The 22,935-nt window shown below is 63.9% G+C and carries 21 protein-coding genes and 3 pseudogenes; 15 read left to right on the top strand and 9 right to left on the bottom strand.

Annotated features, from left to right (window positions below):
- Positions 1–97 precede the first annotated feature (97 nt).
- Positions 98–529, top strand: coding sequence for a hypothetical protein (locus VML93_RS28255; protein WP_325615557.1), 432 nt, complete (start codon positions 98–100; stop codon positions 527–529).
- Positions 530–586: 57 nt separating this feature from the next.
- On the opposite strand, the gene VML93_RS28250 is transcribed toward VML93_RS28255, so the two are convergent.
- The gene (locus VML93_RS28250; protein ID WP_325615556.1) at positions 587–1,372 is read right to left on the bottom strand and encodes a class I SAM-dependent methyltransferase; all 786 of its coding nucleotides are present in this window, start codon (positions 1,370–1,372) and stop codon (positions 587–589) included.
- Positions 1,373–1,630: 258 nt separating this feature from the next.
- Between VML93_RS28250 and VML93_RS28245 the strand changes: the two genes are divergently transcribed.
- Positions 1,631–2,062, top strand: a complete 432-nt coding sequence (locus VML93_RS28245; RefSeq protein WP_325615572.1) for a hypothetical protein — start codon at positions 1,631–1,633, stop codon at positions 2,060–2,062.
- On the opposite strand, the pseudogene VML93_RS28240 reads toward VML93_RS28245, so the two are convergent.
- Both VML93_RS28240 and VML93_RS28235 read right to left on the bottom strand, forming a co-directional pair.
- Positions 2,063–2,272, bottom strand: a pseudogene (locus VML93_RS28240) (alpha/beta hydrolase); the annotation flags it as partial.
- Positions 2,273–2,285: 13 nt separating this feature from the next.
- Positions 2,286–3,707, bottom strand: a complete 1,422-nt coding sequence (locus VML93_RS28235) for an NAD(P)/FAD-dependent oxidoreductase (protein ID WP_325615569.1) — start codon at positions 3,705–3,707, stop codon at positions 2,286–2,288.
- A 207-nt stretch (positions 3,708–3,914) separates the two neighbouring features.
- Here VML93_RS28235 and VML93_RS28230 point away from each other — a divergent pair, with 207 nt between their 5' ends.
- Together VML93_RS28230 and VML93_RS28225 are read left to right on the top strand one after the other, a co-directional pair.
- A complete protein-coding gene (locus VML93_RS28230; RefSeq protein WP_325615555.1) occupies positions 3,915–5,162 on the top strand; it encodes a PucR family transcriptional regulator in 1,248 nt (415 codons plus the stop codon).
- Between the two features lie 35 nt (positions 5,163–5,197).
- Positions 5,198–5,860, top strand: coding sequence for a DUF1345 domain-containing protein (locus VML93_RS28225; RefSeq protein WP_325615554.1), 663 nt, complete (start codon positions 5,198–5,200; stop codon positions 5,858–5,860).
- Here the strand turns inward: VML93_RS28225 and VML93_RS28220 are convergent.
- On the bottom strand, positions 5,857–7,164 hold the full coding sequence (locus VML93_RS28220) for a DUF1254 domain-containing protein (protein WP_325615553.1): 1,308 nt from the start codon (positions 7,162–7,164) through the stop codon (positions 5,857–5,859). The genes VML93_RS28225 and VML93_RS28220 overlap by 4 nt on opposite strands.
- A 32-nt stretch (positions 7,165–7,196) precedes the next feature.
- Positions 7,197–8,552, bottom strand: a complete 1,356-nt coding sequence (locus VML93_RS28215) for a wax ester/triacylglycerol synthase family O-acyltransferase (protein ID WP_325615552.1) — start codon at positions 8,550–8,552, stop codon at positions 7,197–7,199.
- Positions 8,553–8,685: 133 nt separating this feature from the next.
- Between VML93_RS28215 and VML93_RS28210 the strand changes: the two genes are divergently transcribed.
- From VML93_RS28210 to VML93_RS28185, 6 genes are all read left to right on the top strand, one after another.
- Positions 8,686–9,987, top strand: a complete 1,302-nt coding sequence (locus VML93_RS28210; protein ID WP_325615551.1) for a PucR family transcriptional regulator — start codon at positions 8,686–8,688, stop codon at positions 9,985–9,987.
- A gap of 109 nt (positions 9,988–10,096) precedes the next feature.
- Positions 10,097–10,564, top strand: a complete 468-nt coding sequence (locus VML93_RS28205; protein ID WP_325615550.1) for a 2,4'-dihydroxyacetophenone dioxygenase family protein — start codon at positions 10,097–10,099, stop codon at positions 10,562–10,564.
- Positions 10,565–10,835: 271 nt separating this feature from the next.
- On the top strand, positions 10,836–12,215 hold the full coding sequence (locus VML93_RS28200; protein ID WP_325615549.1) for a wax ester/triacylglycerol synthase family O-acyltransferase: 1,380 nt from the start codon (positions 10,836–10,838) through the stop codon (positions 12,213–12,215).
- Positions 12,216–12,238: 23 nt separating this feature from the next.
- The gene (locus VML93_RS28195; protein WP_325615548.1) at positions 12,239–13,036 is read left to right on the top strand and encodes a lysophospholipid acyltransferase family protein; all 798 of its coding nucleotides are present in this window, start codon (positions 12,239–12,241) and stop codon (positions 13,034–13,036) included.
- Between the two features lie 39 nt (positions 13,037–13,075).
- Positions 13,076–13,723 (top strand): TetR/AcrR family transcriptional regulator, encoded by a 648-nt coding sequence (locus VML93_RS28190; protein ID WP_325615547.1) that lies wholly within the window; start codon positions 13,076–13,078, stop codon positions 13,721–13,723.
- Positions 13,724–13,791: 68 nt separating this feature from the next.
- A complete protein-coding gene (locus VML93_RS28185; RefSeq protein ID WP_325615546.1) occupies positions 13,792–14,298 on the top strand; it encodes a hypothetical protein in 507 nt (168 codons plus the stop codon).
- Between the two features lie 55 nt (positions 14,299–14,353).
- Here VML93_RS28185 and VML93_RS28180 read toward each other — a convergent pair whose 3' ends face one another.
- On the bottom strand, positions 14,354–14,587 hold the full coding sequence (locus VML93_RS28180; protein WP_325615545.1) for a CsbD family protein: 234 nt from the start codon (positions 14,585–14,587) through the stop codon (positions 14,354–14,356).
- Positions 14,588–15,092: 505 nt separating this feature from the next.
- Between VML93_RS28180 and VML93_RS28175 the strand changes: the two genes are divergently transcribed.
- Complete coding sequence (locus VML93_RS28175; RefSeq protein ID WP_325615544.1) at positions 15,093–15,491, top strand: heme-binding protein; 399 nt, start codon at positions 15,093–15,095, stop codon at positions 15,489–15,491.
- A gap of 97 nt (positions 15,492–15,588) precedes the next feature.
- Positions 15,589–16,644: a DNA topoisomerase IB gene (locus VML93_RS28170; protein WP_325615543.1), complete on the top strand. Its 1,056-nt coding sequence runs from the start codon at positions 15,589–15,591 to the stop codon at positions 16,642–16,644.
- Positions 16,645–16,654: 10 nt separating this feature from the next.
- Here the strand turns inward: VML93_RS28170 and VML93_RS38720 are convergent.
- Both VML93_RS38720 and VML93_RS28155 read right to left on the bottom strand, forming a co-directional pair.
- Positions 16,655–17,550: pseudogene (locus VML93_RS38720) on the bottom strand (alpha/beta hydrolase).
- A 150-nt stretch (positions 17,551–17,700) separates the two neighbouring features.
- On the bottom strand, positions 17,701–18,042 hold the full coding sequence (locus VML93_RS28155) for a hypothetical protein (protein WP_325615541.1): 342 nt from the start codon (positions 18,040–18,042) through the stop codon (positions 17,701–17,703).
- 129 nt (positions 18,043–18,171) lie between these two features.
- Here VML93_RS28155 and VML93_RS28150 point away from each other — a divergent pair, with 129 nt between their 5' ends.
- A complete protein-coding gene (locus tag VML93_RS28150; RefSeq protein ID WP_325615540.1) occupies positions 18,172–20,124 on the top strand; it encodes a SpoIIE family protein phosphatase in 1,953 nt (650 codons plus the stop codon).
- Between the two features lie 7 nt (positions 20,125–20,131).
- Here the strand turns inward: VML93_RS28150 and VML93_RS28145 are convergent, their stop codons facing one another.
- Entirely contained in the window at positions 20,132–21,298 is a 1,167-nt protein-coding gene (locus VML93_RS28145; RefSeq protein WP_325615539.1) for an FAD/NAD(P)-binding oxidoreductase, read from the bottom strand.
- Positions 21,299–21,368: 70 nt separating this feature from the next.
- On the opposite strand from VML93_RS28145, the gene VML93_RS28140 reads away from it, so the two are divergent.
- Both VML93_RS28140 and VML93_RS28135 read left to right on the top strand, forming a co-directional pair.
- The gene (locus VML93_RS28140) at positions 21,369–22,460 is read left to right on the top strand and encodes a zinc-binding dehydrogenase (protein WP_325615538.1); all 1,092 of its coding nucleotides are present in this window, start codon (positions 21,369–21,371) and stop codon (positions 22,458–22,460) included.
- Between the two features lie 120 nt (positions 22,461–22,580).
- A pseudogene (locus VML93_RS28135) lies at positions 22,581–22,935 on the top strand (glycogen debranching enzyme); the annotation flags it as partial.

Raw genomic sequence — 22,935 nt, 5'->3', positions numbered from 1 at the left:
GGGAACCGGGTGGGACGCCGCGCCCGCATCTTTCTCCGAAACCGTCATTTCCGGCGCTCACACCGGCGAATATGTGCCCGTGGCTAAAAGGAACCATGTGACAACTCAACGTCGTCTGGTCGGGCTGTCCGCAATGGTTGCCGGGACCGTGACCGCCGCAACGCTCTGCTCACCGGCCGGCCAGGCCACACCCGACCCGACCAGCGAGGCAATGGCCGGGACTTACCAGGTCACATTCGACAACGGCAATACCCAAACCTGGAACATCCGGGCGGCATGCAAAACGATGGTGCTGCCCTGCGTGACGGTCACCAGACCGGACGGTGTGCAGGAAGCCGACACGGCAGATGGTCGCTGGACTTTTCATGTCTACGCAGATCCCAACGCCTCGAAGCAAACCGTCTACTCGTGGGACCCTGCCACGCTCCGGGGGACGATCGTGAACATCTTCAAAGGTCCGTGCAATTACCGCGCGTGTGACTACCACAACGAGCCGGCGGGTTCATTCACCATGACAAAGACCGGTTGAGTCAGCTGGTCGAAAGGGCAATCACGCTTGTTCGCTCCGAGTAGTCGGCTCCGGTGACTACTTGCGTTTCGCTATCGACAGCGTATTTGCGAATCGCCGGTGTATTCCTCCGTCAAACTCGTTGTTGATCAATGCGGCAATCTCCTGAAGAAATACACGCCTTTTATCCGAGCGCATTGCGAGTCGTCCTGAATATGTGCCCAGCAGGTCTGTATATTGTTGTGCGGTAAAGTAATATAGCTTGGGAAAAGCATCGAAATATATCTGCTCGAATAGTTTGTCGTCTATCTCTGCCGGCTGAAGGTCGCCGAGGCACGGCAGACGATAATCGCTGATGCCATCGTTAGAAGTATATTTGTCATATATCGGTTGAGACGCCATAAAGAAATCGTCGCCATTTTCATCTGATATATCCTCGCCGCGAATCACGGCTATATGCCCACCGGGCTTGAGCAGGGCATATGGCTTCTTGAATTTGACGTCGGGCTTTATCCAGTGAAACGCCGTCGCCGCGTAGACCAGATCGTAAGCGTTGGATGCCAACGCGACGTCCTCAAAGGCGCCGGTAATAACTTTCACACCCGGAAAGCCGCCTAGCTCTCGACGTGCTACGTCGGCCAGACTAGCGCCCAGCTCGACGGCTGTTATTTCAAACCCACGTTGAGCCAGCGGTTTCGTTGCCTGTCCGGTGCCGGGGCCAATTTCCAACAGCTTGGCGTCATGCGCAAGATCAGCGGCGACTATAAGGGCTTCAAACAGTTCCTCGGGATAACCCGGGCGGGCGGTGTTATATAACTCAGCCTCTTCATCAAAAGTGCTGCGAAAACTTAGCGCATCGTCCATATCCCGGATACTACGTGGTGGTCTGTCATGACCTGGGTTAGGCTGCCAGCGCTGGCAATGCAGACCCCTTAACAGGAGAGACGGGGTTCCGATGATCGATTCGCCGGAGATCGTTGTGCGCAACTTCTTGGCGGCTTTCTCGGTCTCTGAAGTGCCTCACGTCATTGGTTGACCGTGTCGTCGCCGCTGTCACCCCGCCGACCTAGTTCGATCACCGACGCTTTGAAGCGGGATTTCGCAAGCGTCATGGCAATTGCCATGACGGTGATCGACGTCATCGCCGTAACAGCACCGGCATCGGCCGACCCTGCATTGACTGTTGAAGTCGTGAAGTACCCCACCCCTGTGTTCGGAGTGCGGTTGGCCGACCTTGTCAAAGGGATGGTTCCCAATGACATGGACATTGTGGGTCCGCCCGAAAACCAGAGAGACATGGACGGCGGGCAAGCTTCGCACGTCTATCAGATAAGGCCTCATAACCACTCCGTCACAGCGTCGGCCATCTACGACGTCGAACAGAACGGGCAGCGCCTCGGTTCGTTTCGGGTCGACCTCAACCTCGGTGGGGGAGGCGACCCGAATACCCTCCAGGTGACCTGCAATGAGCAAGATTCGCCAGTCGATTGCTGGGCCTTCGAAAACCCTTACGTCGTACGGATATACGCTAAATCCCCCGCAAACGGCGGGTAATCCGCGGTAGTCGAACACGAATGCGTCGATGCCGGCTTCGGCGAAGCCCTCGGCGAAAGCGAGCAGCCCGGTGTCCCGGGTGCCGCCGAAACCATGCGCCATAACCACACACGGCCGGCCGTGCGGTCCGGCGAACGCGTCCGTCGCGGCGGGCAGATGCCAGCCGGCGCACGAGGCGCCGGCACTGGCAAATGCGATTTCGTTTCTCATGGTTCTCGTCCTTTCAGGACGCCAGGACTGCTGGCCGGCGGGACGTGAAGCGCAGCGCGGGGTCTTCGACCTGGCCCTGGCGCAGGCGCTCAATGTCCTTCTCGTAGGCCATCTTCAGCGTCCATGGGCCGGCGGTGCCCGCCCGCGGGAACCGGCTGACTGCACGCTGGACGTATCCGGACGACAGGTCCAACACCGGGACCCGCTCCATGTCCGGGTCGTCGAGCACGGGTTCGACGCTGGTGTAGCCGTGTGCGTCCATGTGCTCGATCAGCCGGCAGAAGTGTTCGGTGACCAGGTCGACCTTCAGCGTCCAGGCGATGTTGGTGTAGCCGAGCGCGAACGCGAAGTTCGGCACGTCGCTGAGCATCATCGCCTTGAAGACCGTCGTCTCGGGCAGCTGCACCGGCTGACCGTCAACGCTGAGCTGGATCGCGCCGAGCGGCAGCATGTTCAGACCGGTTGCGGTGACGACGATGTCGGCGGCAAGCTCTTGGCCCGACTCCAGCCGGATTCCGGTTTCGGTGAACCGGTCGATCCGATCGGTCACCACGGAGGCCTGTCCGTTGGAGAGCACGCGGAACAGGTCGCCGTCGGGGACCATGCACAGCCGCTGGTCCCATGGGTTGTAGCGCGGGCTGAAGTGGGTGTCGACGTCGAAGTGCTTGGGCAGCTGCCGGCGGACGTTGGCGATCAACAGCTTGCGCATGAGCTTCGGGGCGCGCTGGCAGGCCTTGAAGATGCCACGGTTGAGCATGATGTTCTTGCGCCGGATGATGGGGTACGCGCGCTGGTGCCCGATCAGTCGGTTCAGCACGGTCGCGACCGGGTCCACCGCCGGAATCGAGAACACATAGCTCGGCGAGCGCTGCAACATCGTGACGTGCTCCGCGGTGCCGGCCATCGCGGGGATCAGCGTGACCGCGGTCGCGCCGCTGCCGATCACGACTACTCGCTTGCCCGAGTAGTCGAGGTCCTCCGGCCAGTGCTGCGGATGAATCACCTGCCCGGCGAAATCCTCCACACCGGCGAACTCCGGTGTGTAGCCGGCGTCGTGGTCGTAGTAACCGGTGCCGGAGAACAGGAATGTCGCGGTGAATCGCGTGGTCTCGTCGCTGTCGACGCGTCGCGCGGTGACGGTCCACAGGTTGGTCGTCGAGGAGAACTCCGCGGTGAGCACCCGGTATCCGAAGCGGATGTGCTTGTCGAGACCGTTCTCGGTGACCGTCTCTTGAAGGTAGTCCAGGATGTTGTGCGCGTCGGCGATCGACTGCTTGTGTGTCCACGGCTTGAACCCGAAACCGAAGCTCGGCATGTCCGAGTCCGAGCGGATCCCGGGGTAGCGGAACTGAGTCCAGGTTCCGCCGATCGCATCCTTACCTTCGAGGATCGCGAAGGTCTTGCGCGGCATGCGTGTCTTGAGCTGGTAGGCCATGCCGATACCAGAAATGCCGGCGCCCACAATCAATACGTCGAAATGCGTTGTCGCCGAGGGATTTTTGGTCCTGAGTGTCACGGTGCGTCTCCTCGTCACTGGTAGAGGTGGTGGTGTTGAGCCCGACGCTACGATCGAAAGCCCGGTGGCGGTATGTACTGCCGCCTAGTCTTTACAGCACTAAATGTGCAATGGCACACTTTCGCTATGGCTGGTGAAATGGTGTCGCCCGTGGTCCTGGACCGTATCAGTGATGTCGCCGACTTGATGCTGGCCGAACTGGATCGGCTCGTCGCTGAGATGGATTCCGCGGTAATCGAAATCGCCCCCGAGCTGGGTGCCGACGCGGCGATCGCAGCGGAGATGTCGGCAAGTGACCGCGCCAACGCCGCGCGTTTGCTCACCACGCTCGCGCGTCGCGACCGCAGGGTCGCATCGATCGACCTTCCGCCGGAGGCGCTGGACGTAGCGCGCACCGTCGTGCGCCGCGGCATCGACCTCGAAGTGATCTACCAGGCCTACCGCCGGGGTCAGAACGTTGCTTATCAACGGTTCTTGTCGCACGCCGCCCGGGTCGTCCCGCCGGGCCCGGAACTCGTCGAGTTGCTGCAGGTCGCATCGCAACTGATATTCGACTACGTCGACCACGTGATCGGGCGCACCATCGCTGACGCGGAGCGCGAACGCGAGGAGGTGCGTGGGGGCGCACTCGCACGTCGCGCCGAGATCATCCACTTGATCCTCGACGGCGCCCCGGTGGGCGGCCGTCGCGCCAGTGAACGCCTTGGCTACGAGCTCGCCCGCCGCCACACCGCGCTCGTGCTGTGGGCCGATCCGCCCGGCGACGTCCAGGGTGCGCTGGAATCCGCGGCGACGATCCTGGCACGCGCCGCCGGCGCGCGTCCGCCACTTACGTTGCCTGCGGCAACGTCAACCTTGTGGGCGTGGCTGGGCACCGACGCCGAACCCACATTGGACGCACTGCCCGGAGCGATCACCGACGCGGAACCCAACATCCGCGTGGCCGTGGGACCCACCCGCGTCGGCATCACCGGCTTCCGTCGCTCGCATGTCGCCGCCCTGGCCATCCAGCGGCTGCGCAGTGGAGACCGCAGTGGTGACCGCATCGCTCTCTATCGTGACCTCGAAGTCGCCACGCTGGCCGCGCAGGACCAGAATCGCGCGGCGGAGTTTGTCAGCACCACCCTCGGCCCACTTGCTGACGACAACCCCAGCGCCGCACGGCTGCGCGAAACCCTGCGGGTGTTCCTCGACGAAGCCGAAAACGCTCCCCGCGCCGCTGCCCGACTCCACACCCATCGCAACACGGTTCTGCAACGGGTGGCGCGGGCGACGGATCTTCTCGGGCACCGCCCCGGCGATCGTCGCGTCGCTGTCGAGCTCGCCCTCGAACTCACCCACCAGATCGGCCCGCGCATGTTGACGCCGACCTGACCTTCCGCTCGGCAATCGGGTGTTTAGCTTGCGATATGGAACAGCAAGCTCGGTCGCACTGGCAGAAGCGCGTCGTCATTCGGCTGGCCGTGGCAGTAGTGGTCGGTGTCGCTGTTGCGCTGGCCTTCGCCCTTACCGCGGGGTGGCGGTATTCGCTGACCGTCGGGTGGATCGCCGCGGCAGCCGTCTACCTTGCGTGGACGTGGATCGTCGTGTTGCCGATGGACGCGGACCAGACGCGTAGACATGTTGGGCCCGAAGACCCGCCGAGGGGATGGATGACCGATGGCATGATCCTGACGGCGAGCGTGGCGAGTCTGGCCGGTGTCGAACATCTGCTCGCCGCCGGATCGAAGTCCGGAGCCGATAAGCAGATCGCCGCGGCCGTCGGAGTGGTCAGCATCATCGCCGCATGGTGCGTTGTGCACACCGTCTTCAGCGTCCGCTATGCCGACGTCTACTACTCGAACTCGGGGCAGGGGATCAACTTCAATGGGAAAGAAAATCCGCGGTTCGTGGATTTCTTCTATCTCGCGTTCACCGTCGGCATGACCTACCAGGTGTCCGACACCAGTCTGGAGACAGGGCAACTGCGCCGCATCGTGCTGGTCCAGGCCGTGCTTTCCTATCTCTTCGGGGCCGTGATCCTGGCTGTCACCATCAATCTGGTTGTCGGACTGAGCAACTCGTCCGGCTAAAACTTACGCACCGGCGGCGGGTTCCAGGTACCGTCGAGAACTTCGCGTTTCGGCGCGTAGAGCCGCATCGTGACGCCCAGCGGACCGCGAGGTGCCGGCAGCCAGTTGGATTCGCGTTCGGATCCCGGGTTCTCGTGTTGCAGATACAGGTCCAGTGACCCATCTGCGTTGTAGCGCAGCGGATCACGATCGCCGATCGCGAACCGGTCCAGCTCGTTGGCGACCTGGAAGCCTTCGGCGTCATACATCGTCACCGACCAGAACGCGCCCACGGGCGGCAGCTTGCCGGCGTCGAAATGGATGACGTAGTCCTTGCCGCCGTCCATCGGATAGCCGTCCGCGTCGGCGGTCACCACGGGATAGATGGCGTCCTCGGGCTGGTTGGCTCCCAACCCGATCATGGCTACCACCGCGCGGCGCAGGTAGGCGTCGCCGTAGACGCCCATGGTGTCGGTGAGCATCGTCCAGCCGTTGACGCGGCGCCCCATGCTGGCGACCGAGCCCATCATGTCCTGCAGGGCGGCATGCCAGCCCGCCTCGAGTTCAGCGCGCTCATCGGCGCTGAAACCAGCTGCGTTGAAAGGCTTTCCGGCCACGATGCCCATCCGCGTCAGGCGGGCCAGCTGCGAGAAGTCGGTCGGGTGCGGCGGGTGGATCGCCAGCAGGTCTGCGGCGTAGGCGAAGAAATCCAGCGGCGCCATGCCGTTGACGAACTTAAGCGGCTCGATGCTGGTGTCGTAATCCGCGTCGATCGCATGCGCCCGCGGCTCACCCAACTCGGTGATCCGGTACCCGTCCTGCACCTGGTTGACCGCGGCATAGTCGGCCGGCCCGTTGGTCTGCGTGCGTCCGATGATCCACACGTAGGAGGTGGGCGCCGCGATCACCGGCAGCCCGTCGGGCAACTGCCCGTGGTAACCGGGTGGGGTGATCACCCAGTCCTGCGCGCCCGTACCGGTGGTGCGCTTACCGGGCACGGCGAAGACGTCGCTCCACATGTCCAGCAGCGGCAGCAGGTAGTACCTGTCGGCGGTGTCGGGCGCATGCAAGATCACCGGGCCGCCGGTCAGATCCAGCCACGCCGGCGAGTACAGCGTGTCGAAGTTGGGTCGGACCACCGAACGGAAGTCCGCCGTGGGAAACGCGCGGATGTGCTGAAACATGTTGGGTGGTCCCGACATTGGCTTGGCGCCTGCGGGCGTGTTGACGGTTACCAGCCGGGTGACGTCCATAGTCACCAACGGGTAAAAGTACACCGTCGCTTCGTAACTCAGCGTGCGTAGCTCATCTGACAGCATGCTCATGGGACTTCCTTTGCGCCTTGAGGGTTGGTTTCTCATATACCGACGGCTCGCTCCAGATCCTTCAGCGAAGTATCCAGGTGCCCGAGCAGACGCTGCATGTGGGGCACGGAGCGCCGGCAACCGACGAGCCCGAAGTCGAGATTGTCGGCGTTGTTGGCCAGGGTGATGTTGAGCGCCTGCCCGTCCAGCGCGATCGACATCGGGTAGTTGCCGTCCAGGCGTGCGCCGTTGCAGTACAGCGGCTCGCGCAGTCCGGGCACATTGGAGATGGTGACGTTGAACGGCGGGGGACCCGAGGCGAGGCCGAGCATGCCCGACACCGTGGCGGGGGAGACCATCAGCAGCGACAGCGCGACCGCTTGGGTGCGCGGTAGCTGGGTGAGCACCTTCTTGTTCTGCACCATCGACGTGTGGATGGTGTCGAGCCGTTGGGCGGGGTCGTCGAGGTGGGTGGCGAGATTGCACAGCACGGCTCCGACCTGGTTGCCGCCGGCGCGGTCGTTTTCGTTGCGCAGGCTGACCGGCACCATCGAGACCAGCGGCCGATCGGGTAGCGCGTCCTGCTCGGTGAGGTAGGCGCGCAACGCGCCGGAACACATGGCCAGGACGACGTCGTTGACGCTCACTCCGGCAGCGGTCTTGACCGCCTTGACCCGCTCCAGCGACCAGGACTGCGCCGCGCAGCGACGCGCCCCGCCGATCGGAACATTGAGCATGGTGCGTGGCGCCCGGTACGGCAGGGTGAGTTGTTGCTGCAGCAGCGCGGCGCGGGCCAGGCCCAGGGTCGACGGACCCATTTCCGCCATCGATCGCACGGCCCCGGCGGCTCTGCGCAACCAGCCCGGGCGGTCCGGCTCCGCCGGCTCCGGCTCGTCGGATGGAAGTGCCCATGGTGCAACCACTTTGGTGTCGTCCGGGCTGCTGCTCAGCCCGCTCTGCAGTAGCTTGAGGGCCGAAATCCCGTCGACCAGGACGTGATGCATCTTGGTGTAGACCGCGAATCGCCCATCGGCGAGGCCTTCGATCACGTGCGCTTCCCACAGCGGCCGGTGCCGGTCCAACAGGCCGCCGTGCAGCCGTGAGGTCAACTCCAACAACTCGCGGACCCGTCCCGGCGCCGGTAGCGCCGACCTGCGCACGTGGTATTCCAGATCAACGTCGTCGTCGTAGGTCCAGCCGAGACTGGTGATGCCGCCCGCCGCCCGCGGGCGCTTGCGGAACGTCGACGAGACCTGCTCGTGGCCCATCAGCGCCGCATACACCCCGCCGGCGAATTCGGGTCCGGCGCCCGATGGCGGGGTGAACAGTTGCAAGCCGCCCACGTGTAGCGGGTGTTCGCGCGACTCGGCCAGTAAGAACATTGCATCGGTCGGTGACATGAGGTCCATGCTTCGTCTGCCTTCGTAGTGGGTTAGCTAAGAGAGCAAACTAGGGCCGCGGCCGGCCCGCGGGCTCGTGCCGGCGCGCCAACATTGCCGATCACGGTTGTGACGCGGTGACAACGAGGTATCGTCCTGCGGCATGGAGACCGGGTGGGCGCCGGCCCGCGAACCGCAGGCGCAGCGCGTGTGGAAGCAGGTATTGCGCCCGCTGGCCGCGCAGATGCAGGCCTGCGCGCCTGAACTCGCCGCGGACGCGGTGGCCCGGATGCGCGCCGAGCTTCCCGATCGCTTTCCCGATGAGCAGACCGTCACCGAGAACATCGCCAGCACCGAGGCCAGCATTCGCCAGTTGGCCCAGATCATCGCGGACGGAGCCGATCCGGCTCGCGTGGAGCTGCCGCCGCTCACGGTGGCGATTGCCCGCGCCGGAGTGCAGCGGCAGGTCGCGCTCGCCGATTTGATGCGGTTCTACCGGCTGGGCCAGGAACGGGTGTGGCAATGGATGTGTAGCCGGATCGCCGCGCAGGTCGAAGATGTCGCGGAGATGGCCGCCGCATTGGAGCTTGGCACGGGTTGGCTGTTCGGCTACGCCGACGTGGCGCTGGTACTCGCCGAACGGGCCTACGAGGCCGAGCGGGAGGCCTGGGCGCACAGCACCGCCGCTGCGCGCGGCGCGGCGATCGACGACATCATCGGCGAACGGCAACGCGATACGCAGGAAGCGTCGAAACGGTTGCGCTACAACATCAACCGCAACCACATCGCGGTGATGGCATGGCTGAAGAGCGTGCCCGAGGATCGCGACCCACAAGGGATCCTCGCCGAAACGGTGAGCATTCTCGGTCGTGCCGTGGCGGCGGAAAGCACCCTGATCCATCCTGCGGGCTCGCTTGCCGCGGCGGGATGGCTGAGCCGTCAAGCCCCGTTCAGCGGTGACGAACTAGGCGTCGAGAAGACGGTCGGCACGGTGTTGGCGCTGCCGCACGGGGTGCTGGTGGCCGTCGGCGAACCCGGCTCCGGACTCGCCGGTTTCCGCCGCAGCCACATCGAGGCGTCCCACGCCCGGCGGGTCGTATCGCTGGCCGGTCCGCACGCGAGCATTTTGACCCCGTACCGCGACGTCGCGGTGGCCGCGTTGGCCAGCATCGACACCGAGCACGCCGCGTCGTTTGTGCACCGCGTGCTCGGGCCGTTGGCGGCCGACGACGAGGCCACCTACCGGCTCGCGATGACCTTGTCGGCGTATCTGCAGGAAAACCGCAGCCGGGCCCGCGCCGCGCAGCGGCTGATCGTCCATCCCAACACCGTCAGCTATCGGGTCCAGCAGGCCGAGTCGATCCTTGGCCGCAGCATCGGCGCCGACACGCTGGACTTGGCGGTCGCCTTGACGCTGCTGCCCACGCTGCCGGGCCTGACCCACCCTGGGCCCGCGAATCTGTGACGAGATCACAACCGCGCGCCTCAACCTTGTGACCGCGCGCCGAGCCAACGGTGCCGCCTTTCTCCTACCGTTTGGAACCAGCAGCAAACACTCATAAGGAGAAACAGCCATGCAGACCCTTCAAGAGCTCGACGTCAACTACATGAGCGGCGCCGACAACCCGTGGATCCCCTTCACCCCGTTGACCGACCAGGTGTTCCTGAAGTACTGGAAGGTCGACCCGGTCCGCGCCGAGATCGTCGTCTCGATGAAGTTCCCCGCCGGGCTCGTGCTTCCCCCGCACTACCACACGGGGATCGTGGTCGGCCACACCGTCACCGGGGCGTGGCGCTACCAGGAGAACAACTGGGTTTCCCGCGCCGGGGACACCGTCTACGAGGTCGCCGGCTCCCAGCACACCCCCGAAAGCGTGGAAGACACCGAGGTGTTCTTCTTCATCGTCGGTGAACTGCTGTTCCTCGACGCGGACAAGAAGATCCTGTGGCAGGAAAACCACAAGACCTCCGTCGAGCGCTACAACAACTATTGCGCGGCCAACGGCATCGAGGCCCGCGACCTGACGAGTTGGGACGCTTAACTGATCGATTTGCCCCCAGGGTTTGCCACTTGAGCGTGGGGTTCGAGTGGCAAACCCGCCAGTGGTGCTGTGACACAAAGCACACACTAGTCTGTCTCTACGTCTAGACAGCAGTCTATTTCCGCAGGTAACGTTCCTGCCATCCGCTAGACGCGCCGGGTGATCCGGACATGCAGCTGAGCAGCGCGGTGACAAAGACGTTTCCCTGCGTCGGCATCGACGAATGTTCTGCAACAGCGGTATCGGAACTTCTTCGGTGAAGGGTCAGGCAGTGAAACGACTTACCGGTTCGGACGCGATGATGCTCTACAGCGAGGCCGCCAACGTGCCCATGCATACGGTCAAAGTCGCGATCGTCGAAGCACCGGACACCACCGGCTTCTCGGTGGAAACCGTCCGCAAGGTTCTGCAGCGGCGCCTACACCGATTCGAACCGATGCGGCGGGTCCTCGTCGACACCCCCTATGGGTTCCACCGCCCGATGTGGCGGGAGAACTGCCCGATCGACCTCGAATATCACGTGCGGGCAATGCATTTACCAGCCCCGGGCGGGCGGCGGGAGCTCGACGACGCGATCGCCGAAGTGATCGAGGTGCCGCTGGATCGCGCCCGGCCGTTGTGGGAGATCTATGTCGTCGACGGCCTGGCGGACGGGCGGGTCGCCGTCGTCACCAAGATTCATCATGCGTTGGCCGATGGCGTTGCATCGGCGAATCTTCTTGCCGGCGCGTTGGACAGACCCGAAAACGTCGAAGCCGTCGAGTTTGACTCGCTTCCGACCAGGGCCCAACTTCTTTGGGCGGCCACCCGCGATCATGTCCGGCAGATGGCAGAATTGCCAAGCCTTCTGCGCTATACCGGGGCCAGCGTCCGCCGGGTCAGACGCCAGGGCGCGAAACGCGGCAAAGCCCCGAAGTCCTTCCTGAATCATCGGTTGACCACCGGGCGCCAGTTCGCAACGGCCAGCCTGCCATTCGCCGATGTCAAGCAGGTAACCCGTCAATTAGGTTGCACGATTAATGATTTGGTCCTCGCGATGAGCGCAGGCGCGGCTCGGGAGCTGCGGTTGCGTTACGACGGCCATTCGGACGCGCCGCTGGTCGCAATGGTTCCGGTGTGCCTCGACTCGTCGCCCGGCAGATCGGCCGGCAACAACTTCACCCAGATAGCGGTCGCGCTGCCCGCTGATGTCGACGACGTGCTACACCGGGTCAAACGCAGCCACGACGCGGCGCTTGTCGCCAAGCAGTTGCATACTGTCCAAGGACCTGAGCTCTTGACGCGGTGGTTCAACTACATGCCGCCTGGCCTGACGCGGATTCTCAGCGGATGGATGGCACGTACGAACGCGCACAACAAGATGCAAAATCTGGTCGTTTCCAACGTGCCCGGCCCACGCGAACTCGTGACCGTTGCCGGCGCCACGGTCGCTGAGTTCTACTCGGTGGGCCCACTCGTCGCGGGAAGCGGCTTGAACATCACCGTGTGGAGCTACGCGGATCAGCTGAACATCTCCGTTCTGGCCGACGCCGCGACGCTCACCGACGCTCACGAGGTTACCGAGGCGATGATCCGCGAATTCAGTGAGATCAGTTCTGCGGCGGGAGTATTCATGACGGTCGATCAGCACTACCAGGCCGTCGTGGCCTAGTCAATCACCTACAGAAGGACATCATGGCTAGTACCGAAATCGCGAAATGGGACCCGAAGCTCACCGAGCGCGTCATGGGGATCATCCGCCCTGTACTCAAGCGCTACTTCCGGTCCGAAGTGCATGGTCTCGAGAACGTGCCCGCGGGCGGTGCGCTGGTGGTCTCCAACCACTCCGGCGGTCAGTTGGCGTTTGACGTGCCGGTCTTTGCCATCGATTGGTACTCGGAGCGCGGGTACGACCGCCCGATCTACACGCTCAGCCACGACATGATCATGGTTGGCCCTATCGGAAACTTCCTGCGACGGATCGGCTTTATCCCGGCTAATCACGAGAACGCGGCCAGCGCACTGCGCAGCAACGGCATTGTGGTGGTGTTCCCGGGTGGGGACTACGACGCCTACCGGCCCACGTCCACCCGCAACGTCATCGACTTCAACGGCCGCGCGGGATATGTCCGGGCGGCGATCGAGGCGGGCGTGCCGATCGTCCCGATGGTCTCCATCGGCGGCCAAGAGACCCAGCTATTCCTCACTCGCGGCACCTCTTTGGCGCAGCGCCTGGGCCCCATCGCTCGTTTGGCGCGCGCCAAGATCGCGCCCGTGACGGTGGGCTTCCCATTCGGCTTCAGCCTTTTCGTACTGCCACCGAACCTCCCACTGCCCGCCAAGATCGTCACCCGAGTGCTTGAACCGATCAACATTCGCAAGAAGTTCGGCAAGAACCCGGACATCGCCGAAGTCGACGTATACGTGCGCGGGGTCATGCAGGCCGGGCTTGACGAGCTCGCCGCGCAGCGCCGATTCCCGGTGCTGGGCTAGCGCAATCCGACGTGACGCCCTCCGCAAGGAGGTGATCGCATGAATAATGTAGTAGCGTCTAGACGCATGTCCAACGGAATGTCGGTCGAGTCCGCGCGTCGCCGATTCACCGGGAAACGTGCCGACACCGTCCTGAAACTCGGACGCGCCACCCTCGAGGTGCTGCGTGATGTCGGATACCAGGAGCTGACGCTGCAGGCGGTGGCCGCGCAGGCCGGGCTGGCCCGCGCGACTGCCTACACCTACTTCTCCTCCAAAGAACACCTGATCGCCGAGGTCTTTTGGCGGCGCATGTCGAGTATCGAACCGGCCGCGGGTGAATCCGACGTGGTGGAGCGGGTGGCGGGCGTGCTGCGGGATCTCGCGTTCATCGTTGCTGATGAGCCGGCGTTGGCGCACGCGGTCGCCGTCACGATGAACAGCGGTGATCCGGATGTGGAGCTGCTTCGGGTGCAGATGGGCCGCTTTGTCCACGATCTCCTCACCTCGGCGGCCGGCGAGGACGGGGATCCGGAATCTGTCCAGCTACTCGAGCTGATCTACATCGGCGTGATGGTCCGCGCGGCCGAGGGCACCATATCCAACAGCGAGGTCGCCGACCAACTGGACGCCGCAACGCGGCGCATCCTTTCCACTGCAAAGCCGAAGTCGCCGCAACGTCCAACCAAGGCGCGTCGTACCCGGTAGACACCGGCGTCTGCAACGAATCAGGCTGGCAGTCAACAGATCTAGGGCCTGCGAAACCGCTTCCGGCTATGGGTTTTGTCGCGCAATCCGCGGGTATCAGGCTCCAGAAACCCGGCGCTACCTCAGGTTTCAGCCCACCCAACGTGGGTAGTCTCGAATGTTGCGAGGTACTAGCGAAAGAAGCACTGATTAGCCTGCAGAGCAACGTAACCGGGCAGTTGCGGTCCGAAACAGACGTCCAACCATCGGAGATTGACGATCGCAGCCGGCCGCGGGTCTGGGTCAATTGGGTGCTGGCGTGGCAGACGGTGCCCGCAGCAGTGCTGGTGATGATCTTCGGCATCGGCGCGGCGATGAGTGTTGCCGCCTGCAGCGAGGCCCAATGCCCCAAGCTGGGGCCAAGCGGTCTGTTCTATGGTGTGCTGCTCTACGGCGCTCCGCTAGTGGCCGCACTGACCATCGCCGCATCCTTCTTGACCGCAGCACGACGTCGATGGGGTTTCATCGTTCCGGCTTTCGGGTTGGCGCTTCTGCTTGCCGACGTCGCGATCATGGTTTTTCTGTTCAGAACGTAGCCGTAAAGCAAATGGCCCCAGCCCGATTTCGGGCTGGGGCCATTTCTCCACAAGCTTACTGGTGAGCCCGCTCGCGCTCTTCCGCTGCACTCGCAGCACCGCGGGCGGATTCCGCCTCGGCTTCCTTCTTGGCAGCGTTGCGTTGGGCCTCACCCTTGTCCTGCTGGGCCTGACCCTCTCGCTTGACGTCGTCGCGACCCGTCACGGCACCGACAACTTCCTTCGCCTTGCCCTTGACGCCCTCGACAACACCCTCGACAGCTTCCTGGGGGCCACTCTTCTCGCCCATGAATTCCTCCCTATCATCGCTTCTTTCGAGGCTGCGAGCGCTCAGTTTTCGACTACCCGCAGCCAGCGGAACCCGGATCAGAGCGCAACCCGACCGCGTCTTCCATCCAGGATTTCCCCGCTTGCAGCAGTGTTTCCGGACAGCCGCGTGCTCAAACATGTGTCATGGGTCACCGCAGGCGCCGCCTGGATCGTCACACTGACCCCAGAGCTAACTCTGAAGGTTCAAGCAGGGTAACGGTTAGGTCACGATACGAAGTCACGATTGCCTAAGAACCAGGCCATGTTTCTAAGAGTTCTCAACTTTGGTGTCGCACTCTGCTTGTGCGCTTAGCAAAAAGTGCCCTTTGGCGGTGTCCGACATCACGCGGCCGCAGCTAACACGCGGCAGAGGCCGTTCATTGAGCGCGAACACTGGATTAGGACGGTTTCGCTTCGGCTACTTTGAATTTCGGGGGATCGGGAACCTCAACGATCGATTTGCGACATCCGAAGGAACAAAGATCATGAATTTCAGCAGTGTGCCCGCACGTCGGCGAGTGGCCGGCATCAGCGCAGGCTGTCTGCTCGGGGGACTGGCCATGGGTATCGCCGGCGCCCCGTCGGCGGCCGCAGCGCCAGACTGCAGTACGGACGGCGTGAACGCCACCGTTTCGTCAGTGACCGGCGCAGCGCAGCAGTACCTGAACACCCACCCGGGCGCCAACCAGGCGGTGATGGCCGCCTACGGTCAACCGCGTCCGCAGGCGGCTGCCGGACTGCGTACCTACTTCACCGCCCACCCGCAGGAGTACACGGACCTGCGGGGCATTCTGGCGCCGATCGGGGATACCGAGCGTCAATGCAACGTGACCGCGCTGTCGCCGACTTTGGAGTCGGCCTACCACGAGTTCATGGCGGGCTGATCCTGCTGTTCATGCCTGCGCGCCCAATGCGGCGCGCAGGCATGAACCGCTGCGTGTATGGGTAACTTCTGTTCAGGCAACGGAAGCGGAGAAGGTCATGCGGCTGCGACGCAGTGTGGTGAGCAAACCGGGGATCGCGCGCAAGCGCCGTGGAAAGGGTTTCGCCTACTGCAACGCGGAAGGGGATCCAATCTCGGATCCTGACACGCTGCAACGGATCAAGGATCTGGTGATCCCGCCGGCCTGGAAGAAGGTATGGATCAGCCCATACCCCAACGGCCACATCCAGGCGGTCGGCACCGACGCGGCTGGGCGCCGCCAGTACCTCTACCACGAAGCCTGGCAGCAGGAGCGGTCCGAGGAGAAATTCGACCGCGTGCTGGAGCTGTCCAAGGAACTGCCCGCGTGGCGCCGGCAGATTGCTGAAGACCTGGCGGGCCGGGGGCTGACGCGTGACCGCGTGGTGGCGTTGGCGCTGTATCTCCTTGATAGAGGGTACTTCCGCGCGGGCGGCGACAGGTACGCCGAGGAAAACGAGTCCTTCGGCATCGCGACGCTGCAGTGTCAGCATGTGACCGTCGGCCGCGATGCGGTGAAATTCGACTACCCCGCCAAAAGCGGTGTGCGACGCACCCTGGAGATCGAGGATGACGAAGTGGTCCGTGCGGTGCGTTCACTGCAGCGCCGCGGCGGGCGTACGCAACGACTACTGGTGTGCCGAAGGCAATCTCGGTGGATGGAGATCCGGGCGGAGGACCTCAATGCGCGATTCAAGGAGCTCGTCGGCGACGAATACACCGTGAAAGACCTGCGGACCTGGCACGGAACCGTGCTGGCCGCTGCTGCGTTCGCCGACGCGGATCCCGCCGTGTCGCGTCGGGTGACGAAACGGGTTGAGGCCGCGGTGATGAGGGAGGTCGCCGAGGACCTGGGCAACACGCCGGCCGTGGTGCGCGGCTCGTACGTGGATCCGCGCGTCGTCACCGGCTACGAGCGGGGCGTTACTATCGCCGCGGCTACGCGACGTGCGGCACGTACCCGCCGGCCAGACGTCGCACAGGGCATCCTGGAAAAGGCCACCCGATTGATGATTAACCGAGTAGCCAAGAGCGGCAGTGTATCTCGACTGCCGGACCTGGCTAAGACCGCGTGAGTCAGCCGGCTTATGCCGCGCGAGTTGCGAAAGGCCTTCGGGGAACCGCGACTTCATTGACGAATTCGCCGACGTACCTGATCGCTCGACGTCCTTCCGGTAGGATGTCTGCGGGCAAAGGAAAGTCGTGAACCTGGCCCTGCCATACGTGTAAGTCACACCGCACTCCGGCGGCTTTCAGGCGCCGCGCCATCAACTCCGCATCGTGCAGCAACAATTCGTCTGCGCCGGCGTGTATCGCTACGGACGGCATCTTAGACAAGTCGGCATCAACCGATGGCACCAGCGCAATGCGCTTGCCGTCCACGCTAGCCGCTTATGACACCGGTCGACATATTCGGCGAACTTCGGTATCGCACCGCTAGAAAACATCGAGCATTGGCGGGCATTGGGATGTGTCAGACTACGCGTGGGAGTCAGGTCAATCAGCGGTGAGAAGGTTGCCACTCCAGCGGGCGCGCAGTCGCCCTACTCAATCATGTTCAGCGTGAGCAGGAAAGCCAAAAGGCCCCCCGCGGAGTCACCGCCGATAACTAGGCTGCGGGGCGGATAGCCTTGTCGGCGAAGCCATTGCAGCGCCTCGACACAATCGGCAAGGGCCTCAGCCACTGACTGTTTGGGCAGCTTGCGATAACCAACGTTGAGGACGACGGCATCTGCCGCCTGAGACAGCCGGGCCACCAGCGAACGGTGGCTATTGAGTCCGCAGGTCAGCAATGCACCGCCGTGCATGTATAGCACCGCTCGCGACCTAGAAATACCATTCGCAGAAACCAACTCAGCTCTACAGTGCGGAAGTGTCACCGGCTGCACCGTCGCCTGCCCTCGCCACGGCACGAGTCCGGCAATGGGATCGACTGCGGCTAACGGACAGTTGAGGTTTGGCTGCAGAGCCCAGATGCGCACCGCATTCTTTACGAAGGTGCGGCAAGCCGCGGCTACGGCAAGACGTTCCTGACGTTACAGATCACATACCCGGCCAGGGGCGCCGTAAAGGTCAGGTCTTGTCGAACGTCGATGGTGATGAAATCAACCAGAATTCGAGCGTGTGCGACGCTAGCTCTCGATATTGAAGAAGGATTCGCCATCCTCCGGTGTTCCGTCGATCTGGCCTCTGTCGAGGCCGTGTTCGGCCGGGTCGATACGGTCCAGGTCGTCATCGCTGACCACGCGAAGTGCGCCGCCTTGCGGTGAGTCGTGCGCGCCTCTCGAGGGCGGATCAACAGGCGGCTCGTCCGAAGTCTCCGCCGCTAGCTTCTCGTCGAGCGACTCGTTGACCTCGGCTTCTAGCCACTCATCAGGCGGATCAGCCACCTCGTCGCCGTCATCGTTGCGCACCTCGTCGGAGTCCAGGCTCTCTGACTGGTCCAGCATGTCTTCTTTGTTGTCGCTTTCCACAACGGCCGATTGCCCGACCCGGCGCACTATTAAACCGATGACGGCCGAACATATTTATGCAATGGCGAGGTATGTCGCGGCTAGGGTAGCTATATGGTTTTGACACGACCATGAAAGACGACCATCGGTATGACGAGTGATAACGATTGGGATCGCCTAGTCGGCGACGCGGACACGGTGCGCAGGGCATACAACGACACACCGGTGATACTGGCGACATTCGAGGGACCGCAGCACCGGTTGATGACCTGCAACGCCGCGTTTCGCGCCTACTATCCGCGTGGCGCGGTGTTGGGCCGGCCCTTGGAGGAAGTGGCGCCCGAGCTTCGGGGCTTGGGAGTCATCGAGTTGTACGACCACGTCTTTCGGACTGGTGAGCCCGTCAACGTCTCCGAGCTACGGATGCATGTCGACCTCGACGGATCGGGGATACCCGAGCACTTCATCAATATCACGGCAGCGCCTCAGCGCCGGCCGGACGGCAGCATCGCCGGTGTGGTATGCGTCGCCACCGACACCACCGAACAGGTGCGCGCCCGGTTGGCCGCCGAAACGCGAGCGCAGGAAATGACCGGTCGCTACCAGTCATTGCGTGACTCGGCCACCGTGCTGCAGCAAGCGCTGCTCTCCCCGGAGGTGCCGGTGCTGCCGGGCGCCGAACTCGCCGCGGCATACCTGGTGGCCACCGAGGACACAGCGGCCGGTGGTGACTGGTTCGACGCAATTCGCGATTCTGCCGGGGGCATCGTGTTGATCCTGGGCGACGTCGTCGGCCACGGAGTGGAAGCCGCCGCCGTGATGGCGCAGTTGCGTGTGGCCACCCGGATGCAGCTGGAGATAGACGGAAATATCGTGGAATCTCTTGAGGCCGTGGACCATTTCGCTGCCGAGCTGGCGGGGGCAAAGTCAAGCACGCTGTGTGTGGCACGGCTGGACCCGACCACCGGCGATTTCGAGTACTGCACCGCTGGTCATCCACCACCGCTGGTGATCAGTGCGGACGGTGCGCCGCGGTATCTGGAGCTCACCGGAGCGGGTCCATTGGGCAGTGGCCATGGTTTCGCCACCCGGACCGAACATCTCGCAGTCGACGACGTGGTGCTGCTGTACAGCGACGGCATCATCGAGCGCCCGGGCCTTAAGCCGGCAGCCAGCAGCATCGAGGTTGCCGAGGTGACAGCTCGCATCCTGGGCGGTGAAGAGCTTGCGCCCGATCAAGCGCGGCCGCCGGTTGAACGGCTGTGTTCCCAGGCGGTCGAACTGCTGGTGCACTCCACAGGCTACAGCGATGACGTCACGCTGCTGGCCGCGCAGCGGCGCACCCCGCCCCCGCCACTGCACGTTTCGGTGCTCGCCGACAAGAATGCTGAACGCACAGTCCGAGAGCGACTCCGTGGCTGGGTCGACGCGCTCGGCGGCGACCGCGCTAGTCGCGATCCTCTTGAGCACGCCATCAGCGAGTTTGTCGCGAATGCCGCCGAGCATGCTTATGCTACAACGATTCCCGGCGATATAACGGTCGATGCGGCGTTGGGCGACGATGGCTGGGTGCGCGCCAGCGTCACAGACCGCGGTGCGTGGAAGTTGGACGACGCGCCCGAGGCCAACCGGGGACGTGGCCTGTCCATCGCTCGAACGCTGATCTCTGACAACGTAATCGACCACGACAAGCGTGGCACCACAGCCGCTTTGATTTATCGGCTGACGCGGGCCGCCCATCTAGTGACCGATCCACGTGGTGCCCCCGGCGCACCGATCACACCACCTTCGCAGTCCTTCGACGTCGGAGTCAGTGACGACGGGTACGTCATGGTTAGCGGCGACGTGGACACCCTCGCCGCGCGAACTCTGGCCGAATTCCTCTCCGCGCACAGTCACGTCGGCGCCGACCCGCTCCACATCGACCTGAGCGCGGTGACGCACCTGGGATCGGCCGGTGTCGGTGTCCTCGTCGAGGCGTGCGAGCGCGCCACGCAGCACAGCACTTGCCGGCTCGTGGCACCGCCGGGCGGTGTCGCGCATCGCGTGCTGTCGCTGGTGGGTCTGCCGATCACGGTCGAGAGCACCGTCACCAACGACTGAACTGTCGTCATTGCATGGGCACCGGGGCGGGTCGGCGCTCGGCAATCAACCGCTCGCCGAGGTCATAGTCATCGTCGGCGTTGTAGGTAAGGACGCCGACGACGGCATCCCCGGACTCGTACCACACTGTGAAACCATCGGGGTGGTCCAGCATCCGGCTGCGTTCGTAGCCATCCCCCCAGGCGTGGTACTTCACTGTAGCCTCGCCGATCGAGGTCCAAAATCCCGGTACACCAGTCCATCTCGAGTGCTGACCGGCTGCGCCGGCCCCGGCTATGGCGCCCTGGTCGGTCGCGTCCTGCCAATGTTCGATGGCCAGGTGGCGTCCGGCGACCTGGTGCCGCGCCAGCGCGACGCCACCCGCGGCAAACACGGCGGGCGCCGAGGTTCGCATGTCGGAGCCGACCACGATCCGCGAACCACCGATCTGCAGACCGCCTTCCGCGGCGATGTGACTCTGCGGCGCGACACCAGTCGCGGCGAGCACCAGATCGCAGTCGATGGTGACCCCGTCGTCCAGACGCACACCGGCGTCGGTGATTTCCTCGACGTTGACGCCCCCAACGTGGCGTACGCCTGTTTCGGCGACCAGATCTCGCAGCCGCCCGGCCGCTTCGGCGCCGAGCCGGCTCTCCTGCGGAAGCGTTTCGGGGGCAACCAAAGTCACCGCCACGTCACGCAGTGCCAAAGAGGCGGCGGCCTCGCAGCCGATGAAGCCGGAACCGATCACCACTGCGTAGTTCGCGGTTTCCGCTGCGTCGCGCAGCACGGCGGCGTTAGCCAGCGAGCGCAACAGCAGGGCGCGTCCCCCGCCCGGGACTGGCGGAGGAACCGGTGCCGAGCCGCACGCCAGAATCAAGATGTCAAACGGGTGACGCCGGTCGCCCGCGTACACCGCGCGCTCGGTGAGGTCGAGCCGGTCGACCGCCACATCGAGAATGAGCTCGATTGCGTGATCATCGAACCACCGTGCGGGATGCAGAGCTAAGTCGTCTAAGTCGTCAGTCTGGCCGCGCAGGTACTCCTTGCTCAACGGCGGCCGGGCGTACGGCAGGTCTATGTCGGCGCTCAAAATCCGCACCGGTATCTCAGTGTTGTACTCGCGGAACGATTCTGCCGCGGCCACCCCGGCCGGCCCGCTGCCCACGATGATCATTCCGGGTTCGCTCACCATCTTGTGGTACCCGCGATGGACAGCCTCAACCCGTGCGTTTCACGGGGAGGCAGACGGGTATGCGCGACAGATGAAAGCTGTCACCTGGCAGGGCAAACGGGACGTGCGCGTCGAGGCGGTGCCCGACCCGAAAATCGAACAGCCCACCGATGCCATCATCGAAATCACGTCGACCAACATCTGTGGCTCCGATTTGCAGGGCGACCTCCGGATCGGAGACCGGGTCGTCATCCCATTCCAGATCTGTTGCGGCAGCTGCCACCTGTGCGACAAGCAGCTTTACACCCAATGTGAAACCACCCAGGTCCGCGACCAGGGCATGGGAGCGGCGCTGTTCGGCTATTCGGAGCTCTACGGAGAAGTCCCAGGCGGCCAGGCCGAATTGCTGCGCGTCCCGCAGGCCCAGTTCACTCATATCAAAGTCCCTGTGGGACCGCCTGATTCGCGGTTCGTCTACCTGTCTGATGTGCTGCCCACAGCCTGGCAAGCGGTGGCCTACGCCGACATCCCGGACGGCGGCTCAGTGGCCGTGCTGGGGCTGGGTCCGATCGGTGACATGGCTGCACGCATCGCCGATCATCTCGGCTACCGGGTCATCGCTGTCGACCCGGTGCCCGAACGGCTGGCCCGCGCCGCACAGCGTGGCATCCATACCGTCGATCTGACCCGGCTTGACTCCTCCCTGGGTGACGCGATCCGGGACCTGACCGACGGGCGGGGCACCGATTCGGTGATCGATGCGGTGGGGATGGAGGCGCATGGTTCGCCGGCGGCTCGACTGGCCCAGCAGGCCACCGCGTCGCTGCCGGATGCGCTTGCCAAGCGGCTGATGCAGACCGCCGGCGTGGACCGGCTGAGCGCGCTGTACTCCGCCATCGACATCGTGCGGCGCGGCGGTACCATCTCGCTGATCGGCGTCTATGGCGGCATGGCCGATCCGCTCCCGATGCTCACGCTCTTCGACGAGCAGGTCACTCTGCGAATGGGTCAGGCCAACGTCAAGAGGTGGGTGGGCGACATCATGCCGCTGCTCACCGACGATGATCCGCTCGGCGTTGATGACTTCGCCAGTCACGTGCTGCCTCTCGAGGAGGCCCCGCACGCGTACGAGATGTTCCAGAAGAAGCAGGACGGTGCGGTGAAGGTCACCCTGAAGCCATGAATTACGCCACGTTGACATTACTGTAAAAGTATGTCCACCAGAATGATTCACGCATAGCCGAACGGACGGCAACCGTGTCGTACGGTTTGGCTACCCTGTTTGTCGGGTATCAAATGCGCCATGACCAGCACAGCTGTCCCCGCTCCCATGCCCACCGTTGAAGTGTGGCCGGGCAAGGCGTACCCGCTGGGGGCGACCTACGATGGTGCGGGCACCAATTTCGGGCTGTTCAGCGAAGCGGCCGAGCGGGTCGAGTTGTGCCTGTTCGACGCTGACGGCGCCGAGACGCGGATCACGCTTCCCGAGGTCGACAGCTTCGTCTGGCACGGTTTCGTGCCGGGTATCGAGCCCGGCCAGCGCTACGGCTACCGCGTCTATGGCCCGTACGAACCTGAGGCCGGGCTGCGGTGTAATCCCAGCAAGCTGCTACTCGATCCGTATTCGAAGGCTATCGACGGCACGTTCGACTGGAATC

Source organism: Mycobacterium sp., from assembly GCF_035499775.1.
Lineage (GTDB): Bacteria > Actinomycetota > Actinomycetes > Mycobacteriales > Mycobacteriaceae > Mycobacterium.
The sequence above is the reverse complement of the archived record's forward strand: the minus strand, read 5'-3'. Positions and strand labels throughout refer to the sequence as shown.

Bases quoted from the DNA above. Each gene is read 5' to 3' on its own strand.
- VML93_RS28250 (WP_325615556.1), bottom strand. From the start codon at position 1,372: ATGGACGATGCGCTAAGTTTTCGCAGCACTTTTGATGAAGAGGCTGAG.
- VML93_RS28245 (WP_325615572.1), top strand. From the start codon at position 1,631: ATGACGGTGATCGACGTCATCGCCGTAACAGCACCGGCATCGGCCGAC.
- VML93_RS28235 (WP_325615569.1), bottom strand. From the start codon at position 3,707: ATGGCCTACCAGCTCAAGACACGCATGCCGCGCAAGACCTTCGCGATC.
- VML93_RS28230 (WP_325615555.1), top strand. From the start codon at position 3,915: ATGGCTGGTGAAATGGTGTCGCCCGTGGTCCTGGACCGTATCAGTGAT.
- VML93_RS28225 (WP_325615554.1), top strand. From the start codon at position 5,198: ATGGAACAGCAAGCTCGGTCGCACTGGCAGAAGCGCGTCGTCATTCGG.
- VML93_RS28220 (WP_325615553.1), bottom strand. From the start codon at position 7,164: ATGAGCATGCTGTCAGATGAGCTACGCACGCTGAGTTACGAAGCGACG.
- VML93_RS28215 (WP_325615552.1), bottom strand. From the start codon at position 8,552: ATGGACCTCATGTCACCGACCGATGCAATGTTCTTACTGGCCGAGTCG.
- VML93_RS28210 (WP_325615551.1), top strand. From the start codon at position 8,686: ATGGAGACCGGGTGGGCGCCGGCCCGCGAACCGCAGGCGCAGCGCGTG.
- VML93_RS28205 (WP_325615550.1), top strand. From the start codon at position 10,097: ATGCAGACCCTTCAAGAGCTCGACGTCAACTACATGAGCGGCGCCGAC.
- VML93_RS28195 (WP_325615548.1), top strand. From the start codon at position 12,239: ATGGCTAGTACCGAAATCGCGAAATGGGACCCGAAGCTCACCGAGCGC.
- VML93_RS28190 (WP_325615547.1), top strand. From the start codon at position 13,076: ATGAATAATGTAGTAGCGTCTAGACGCATGTCCAACGGAATGTCGGTC.
- VML93_RS28185 (WP_325615546.1), top strand. From the start codon at position 13,792: ATGGGTTTTGTCGCGCAATCCGCGGGTATCAGGCTCCAGAAACCCGGC.
- VML93_RS28180 (WP_325615545.1), bottom strand. From the start codon at position 14,587: ATGGGCGAGAAGAGTGGCCCCCAGGAAGCTGTCGAGGGTGTTGTCGAG.
- VML93_RS28175 (WP_325615544.1), top strand. From the start codon at position 15,093: ATGAATTTCAGCAGTGTGCCCGCACGTCGGCGAGTGGCCGGCATCAGC.
- VML93_RS28170 (WP_325615543.1), top strand. From the start codon at position 15,589: ATGCGGCTGCGACGCAGTGTGGTGAGCAAACCGGGGATCGCGCGCAAG.
- VML93_RS28150 (WP_325615540.1), top strand. From the start codon at position 18,172: ATGACGAGTGATAACGATTGGGATCGCCTAGTCGGCGACGCGGACACG.
- VML93_RS28145 (WP_325615539.1), bottom strand. From the start codon at position 21,298: ATGGTGAGCGAACCCGGAATGATCATCGTGGGCAGCGGGCCGGCCGGG.
- VML93_RS28140 (WP_325615538.1), top strand. From the start codon at position 21,369: ATGAAAGCTGTCACCTGGCAGGGCAAACGGGACGTGCGCGTCGAGGCG.